The sequence below is a fragment of the Mucilaginibacter sp. P4_E8 genome, assembly GCF_056401495.1.
The window spans coordinates 1-6,793 of the sequence record NZ_JBFUJG010000202.1 but is presented as its reverse complement, the minus strand read 5'-3'; the positions used below and the strand labels follow the sequence as shown (position 1 = coordinate 6,793).

The 6,793-nt window shown below is 43.3% G+C and carries 4 protein-coding genes; all 4 read right to left on the bottom strand.

Annotated features, from left to right (window positions below; all coding sequences use genetic code 11):
- Positions 1 to 686 (bottom strand): carboxypeptidase-like regulatory domain-containing protein (locus AC1DRQ_RS28575; RefSeq protein ID WP_477429087.1); only part of this gene is annotated, 686 nt, incomplete at its 3' end.
- Entirely contained in the window at positions 664 to 2,085 is a 1,422-nt protein-coding gene (locus AC1DRQ_RS28570; protein WP_477429085.1) for a hypothetical protein, read from the bottom strand. The genes AC1DRQ_RS28570 and AC1DRQ_RS28575, both read right to left, overlap by 23 nt.
- A gap of 117 nt (positions 2,086 to 2,202) precedes the next feature.
- Positions 2,203 to 4,659, bottom strand: a complete 2,457-nt coding sequence (locus tag AC1DRQ_RS28565) for an alkaline phosphatase family protein (RefSeq protein ID WP_477429083.1) — start codon at positions 4,657 to 4,659, stop codon at positions 2,203 to 2,205.
- Between the two features lie 317 nt (positions 4,660 to 4,976).
- On the bottom strand, positions 4,977 to 6,793 hold a 1,817-nt coding region (locus tag AC1DRQ_RS28560), incomplete at its 5' end, for a response regulator (protein WP_477429081.1).

Here is a 6,793-nt window from a genome sequence, read left to right as displayed (position 1 = left end):
CTCTGCAATAGCCCAGCCGGAAACAGGTCAAGAGATATATACCGGCTCTTATCATCAGGGCTCGGTATTTTGAACCCGTTTATAAGCGTGTAACTGTATTTAGCTTCCATACCCCTGATAATAGCCTTATCTGTGTTACCAGTGCTGGTACGGGTTACAGAAAGCCCCTGAATATGCTGAACAACATCGCCTGCACTAATACTGCCTGTATGCTCAATCAAATCACCCGAGGCTATGTCTACAGCTGCTATAGTATTTCTTTCGGTAAGCCTTGATTGCTGATCCGATCTCGGATTTACCCTGGCTGTAATAACAACCTCGTTTAAAGCAATCTGCAGTTTTTCGAGGGAAACATTTAACTCCGTTGTTTTATTTCCGGATATGGTCAGGTTTATGGTTTGCAGCTTATAATTCACAGCCGAAAACATTACACTAATATTTCCGGCCGGAATTTTATCTAAATAGCAAACACCGGCAGTATCAGTAAGCCCCGTAACTACGGTATTGCTTATTTTGACAAGTACATTTGCAATGGGCTTTTGAGTAGCCCGATCTGTTACCCTAATCTTAATAGAAGATGCGAAAGCGCAATAACTACAGCACAGCAATACAAATAACAAAAATGAAAGCCTTATTATTTGTATTGCCGGATGACTGTTTTTTTTAGTGCTGATTACCTGTTCCATCAACTTGATAAGCACCAATATCTTTACCTGGAGGCGTAATTTCCGTAGCTCCAAATATCTTGTCCACTTTTACTATAGCCAGCGGGCTAAAACCAGTATAGCCTTTACCTACAGCCGGTGAACCGGATTGTAGCCTGAAGTTATAACCTCCTACATAATCGGCGTTAATGAATTGAGTATTAGTAGCAGCAGGGAGCGGGTAATTTACAAACTGTGGGTTGTTTGCTCCCGGAGTGGTCTTATTACCACCGTTAATATCGCCGGTTTGTACCCTTGTTATAAAGCCTGCCGGTAAAAACTGTGTTGTGATAGCGGTATTGTCGCCATAATTATAAGTATAGCCGTATTTGATGTTAACCGTATCTGCAGCGGGTACGGTACCAGAACCACCTAAAACACTTAAACCATAAGCACAGTTAACTATAAAGTTATTATAGGCCAAACCTCTGCCACCGTTTTCAAAATCAAGTGAACCACCTTCTCCGGCTTTTTGCTGGCGATATCCGCCGCTTATCATGGTATTATTATAACAAGCCATATTAGCCTGGGGCGATAAGCCACCCGCGTTAGCTGATTTAAAGCAGTTTCCCGTACCCCCAACAGCTAAATTGTATGCAATATCTCCCACACTACCACTCTTGACGTTAACACATTCTCCTGCTATAAAACCCACCTTTTCAAAGGTGTTACGCATTATTTCAAACTTACCGCCGGCAACTCTGATCATGTCGTTATGTGAACCATACAACCAGCAATCTTCCAAAACAAAATTGGCATTAGGGTTTTGGAAAAAGATACCATAGCTGTCCAATGTTGCGCGGATTGGGGAGTTTGCAGGGGTTAAACCTCCCAAATATTCAAAACGGGTCCATTTTAAAATAATATCCCCGGAGGTTGTGCTACCCTGTATCCCGCCCCAGTAACCTTTAAAAGCCGGGTCGGTATTAGGACTCTGCGGGTCTTTAGCAGGGTCTGATTTTAAAGCGGTATTTTGAACAGTGAATAGATTAGGACTTTCTTTGGTTCCTAATGACAGCAATGTACCGTTCACTAATATACCGGGCGCGTGTTCTTGTGTGCCGATAGCGGTAGCCCCGGTTACCGGGCCTATGATATATACCTTAACACCACTTTGTATAACCAATGTATCACCTTTATTAATAGTAGCAGCTGCATAATCACTGCTTAAATAATAAGTTTGTCCTGCTTTAAGCGTTCCTTTAATCGCCCTTCCGTTTGATTTGTTTTTGGAATTTAGGGTATCGCCGTTTTGGATATATGAACCCGCATGAAATTCCTGCCCTGATACTTGTATTTGCTGGTCATTAGATGATTTACTGCACGAGAACAGGCAAAATACAGGTAACAAAAGAGGCAGGAATGATTTAAATAACTTCATAAGTAACTTTCTGTAGAATAAATTGTTCAATTATTAGCTTTTATATAATATAGATATTACTGCCCTGACAGGACAGCGGTGATTCTCTTTCTGGTTGTTTTATTGGGTATGCCGGATTTAATCGTCGTCATCCTTCTTTTTCTTTTCCAGGATAACAAAAGCGCTTCTTTTAGGTGCGGGCATTATTGAGTTTTCGCCCTTTATCGATTTCCAGATCACCTCGTTAAGGTCCAGATCAGGCGCGGCATCTTCCCTGGCAAAATTGAACAGTTCTGACCGTTTACTGCTTTCGTTAATCGCAATATTACGCTGCTCTATATCAACCTGTGCAGGCTTAACTTTATAAGGTGTAAGGTCAGGCTTATTAGTAAAACATTCATAAAATGGCAAAGCGGCAGCATCGTACTGGCTCATAGGCGGCAGGCCAAGTATCAGCTCAATGGTACGCAACATACCTGTTGTAGAATACATGCTATGGATCACCGCGTTTCGCTTTACAAACGGACCGGCAACAAATGCCGGAGAGCGGTGGGCGTCGATATGGTCGGGGCCGGCTTGTGCATCATCTTCCAGAATAAACACAACTGATTCCTTCCAGATTGGGCTTTGCGCCAGGTGCTCTATAATACGGCCTACAGCCAGATCATTATCTGCAACCGCTGCTATAGGTGAATATTTACCTTTTTGTTGTCCGCTGGTATGGTCATCAGAGATACGCAACGTATTAAATTGCGGAACGGCATTTATGGTCATCAGCGAATCAAAATCATGCTGCCAGGCATCGGCACGTACCTGATCTTTAATATTCATGTCAAACCCTGGCGAATGAGGCCCCATGTGTCCCTGCAAAGCTTTGATGCTGGCCTTGCCATAAGCTCCAAACTCGCCATAACTTCTGTACGTAACACCTGCACGCTTGCAGTAATCCCATATATAACCATCATTTGGCGACGAACCCACACCTGAATAACTTGGCCCGCGACTGCTATAATTGGTAGGCCATGTTTTTTCAATCACATCAGTGGCATAGGCACCCATGCTCCAGTTATGCCCATCTTCGCTAACTTCTGCATCTACATAAAAATTATCAAGCAAAACAAACTCATTGGCTATGGCATGTTGGTTTGGCGTAATGTTTTTACCAAAAATGCATAATGAACTATCGCCATTTCCCTGCGGCATATCGCCTAAAACCTGGTCATAAGTGCGGTTTTCTTTGATGATATAAAAAACATACTTTATAGGTGATTTCTCTCCAGCTTTGCGGGGGATAGGGTTACCGGCTTCACCATCTGCCTGTTTGGTTCTTTTATCGGTAAATGGCGTATTGGCGTATACCTGTTTAGTATAAGTTTTTTGCTGCTCGGGTTTGGGCGGGTCAATAAATGATAAAGAACCGACAAATAACCCGCCTATATATTGGATCTTGCTTTTTGTGGTGATCCCGGTATGGATACCAAGATTATTATCTTTTGCAAAAGGCTGCGGTCCCTGAGGATTGGCCATCGACGTTAAACCCTTTCCATTGGCTACTATTATTTTGTTACCCAATGTTTTTACGTTGGTAGGATACCAGCCGACCGGTATAAATCCCTGGCTTTTGCTATTGCCTGGTTTGGTAACATCAAATACCGCTAAACAATTATTATCGGCATTGGCTATATATAATGTGCTTTCATTGGCCGATAGCGCCAAACCGTTTGTAGTAGAGCCGGCCAAACGCGTAGGATAAAGCACTGTTGAGATAGTTTCAATAACCTTATTTGATTTGGTATTGATAACCGAAACAGTATTGTCGTTGGCATTGGCTACAAAAAGATAAGTCCCTTTTTTGTTTAACAACAGTTCATTGGGGTGGTTACCCGTATTAATAGTGGTTTCAATATTTTCAGAAACGGTATTGTAAGCAGCAACCTTAGCTCCTCCCCATAAAGAAATATATAGGGTTTTTTCATCGGGCATCAGGGTACAACTGTAAGCCATGCCGGGTAACTGTACTTTTTTTACGATAGTACGCGTAGCCGGCTCAATAACATACAGCGAACTATCTTCTTTAGTTACGGCGTAAAGACGGGTATTACTTTTATTGGCAACCATGCCGGTAGGGCATATTTTATCTTTTGGCCATTGTTTGCCTAATTTTATGGTATCAGCGTTACCAAGTTTGTTATCCTGTRAATGAAAGTCAAGTATCCAGTTATCATAACCTCCGGATACATAAAGTTCCTTCTCGTCATGACTGAAAGCCAAACCGTACCAGGATTTACCCAATACTTTTTCATCAAGTTTCTTTTCATTTTTAGGGTCAATTAGCTGAACTGATTGCGTGCTTTGCCCGTTATTGGTTACCGCCAATAAACGCCCCGATGTGCTCAATTGCAGATTCAGCGGCAGGTCGCCCAAAGGCAATGACCGCCCGGCGGGGCTTAGTTTCCATCCATTTGGTAATAAAACCTGATTGGTTTGCCCAATTTTGCCCGGTATCTGTGCCTGGGCATAAAAACAAACGTTAATCAATAACGCTGCAAATAGTAATTTTTTTGCAAAACTGAGTTTGTAAATTGATATCATCATGAGTAGATTATTTGTAAATCAATCGAAGATCCATCTGCAGATCACCAGGTAAATCTTTTACCCACATTACACCTATGGATACGCAAAAGTAACAGCCGGGTTAAGCAAGCATGTTATGAACCCGTTAAGCCATTATTATCAAAACATAACAATCTTGTTGCATTATGAAACGGCTCTATTTGTTAAGCGAAAACATGTATTTGTTAATACATTTATGCGCGGCAGGTGGTTAAAGGCAGCAGGTGGTTAAAGATTGTACTGTTCATGTTTTTCCCGTCCAATATTTGCGGCATTCAATCATCCGGTAAAAGACTGAGCTATTTTTGCTTCAATTCTGATCTGCTCCCGTTCTTGTCAGGCTGGGATAGTTTACCTGACAGGGAAATTAACTTGTTAATCAGCAGGTTAAGATTGATCGGCTTGGAAAGATAATCGTCCATACCCGCGTTCATGCAATTCTCCACCTCCTCGGTCATGGCATTGGCGGTCATGGCAGCGATAAGTGGTCTGTTTCCGTACTGGTTGCGTATCAATCGTGTGGCCTCCAACCCGTCGATATTTGGCATTTGGATATCCATCAAAACCAGATCGTAATCCGTTTTACTTAGCCTGTCCAGCACCTCAAGCCCATCATTGGCCAGATCGGGGAAATACCCCAGCTTATTTAATACCCGAATGATCAGTTTTTGATTTATGAGATTGTCTTCGGCAACCAATATTCTGAAGGGATATTCAAGAGCGAACTGTTCAGAAAGCACCGCTTGTTTAGCTTCCGGTATCGTTAGGAGCTCTTTTTTCAGATCCGTGGCGATCACCTGGAACAGTTGCTGCTGCTTGACCGGCTTGGTGAGTACGGAAGTAAAAAGGTGGGGGTACAATTTTTTACTTTCGTTTCCCATAGAACTTAGTAAAATGATAGGTACGTCTTTCCGGATCGTTTTGATACGGGTGCTTAGTTCTACGCCATCCATATCCGGCATCTGCATGTCGGTAATGACCAGGTCGATTTCTTCCTGCCCGGAAAGTATGTCCAGGGCCTCCAATCCGGAGGACACCGCGACAGCCGTCATATTCCACTTATTTAGCTGGATCTGCATGATCCTCAAATTCGTATTATTATCATCGATCACCAGCACCCGCTTATCTTTACAGGCGTCATTTTTATAAATAAACTGTGGCAACAGCTCAGGGCTCTTCCGGCATCTGATACTGAAGGAAAACGTACTGCCCGAACCGGGAACGCTGTTCACTTTGATCTTGCCCCCCATGAGTGCCACCAGACGCTCGCAAATAACCAGCCCAAGCCCTGTACCGCCATATTTACGCGTAACAGAAGAATCGATCTGGTTAAATGCCTTGAATAAATTTTCAAGGTGGTCTTCACGGATCCCTATCCCCGTATCCCTGATTTCAAAATAAAGATCAAACTCTTCTCCGTCTAATTGCCCGGAAGTAACCATAATAAATACTTCACCTTTAGGGGTAAATTTAATGGCATTTCCCACCAGGTTAGTTAATATCTGCCGCAGGCGTAAATTATCAGCCATGACATTGGTTGGGGTCATGTCGTCAATTTGATAAACCAAATCAATTCCCGTATCTGCTGCCTTGCCTCCAAAGATCTCTAAAACATCTTCAATACATTTTCGAAGCTCAAAGTCCTGAGGGTCCAGTTCAAACTTTCCGGATTCTATCTTGGAAAAGTCAAGAATGTCATTGATCACCGTGAGCAGGGATTCACCGCTTGTCAGAATGGCATCGGTATATTCCCGCTGTTCCATATCCAACCTGGTTTCAGAAAGGAGGGAGGCCATACCCAGAACGCCGTTCATGGGCGTACGGATCTCGTGGCTCATGGTCGCCAGGAAAATACTTTTTGCCATATTGGCCTTATCCGCTTCCACCCTGGCGGTTTCCGCCAGCACACGGGCGTGGTGTTCCTGTGATTTCTGATCGGCCAATTGCTGATTAAGTACTTCCAGCGTGTCAGTTTTTTCTCTGAGCTCCTGAGATTGTGCCATTAACTCTTCAGATTGCACCATTAGTTCTTCTGATTGATCCTGCAACGTTTCTTTTTGCGCCCGCAGATCGTTGGCTTGCTGACCGATCTCCCGGGTCCTGGCTTCCACCTGGC

What these genes read in the sequence shown, in the direction of transcription:
- AC1DRQ_RS28570 (WP_477429085.1), bottom strand. Translation starts at nt 2,085, where the DNA reads ATGAAGTTATTTAAATCATTCCTGCCTCTTTTGTTACCTGTATTTTGC.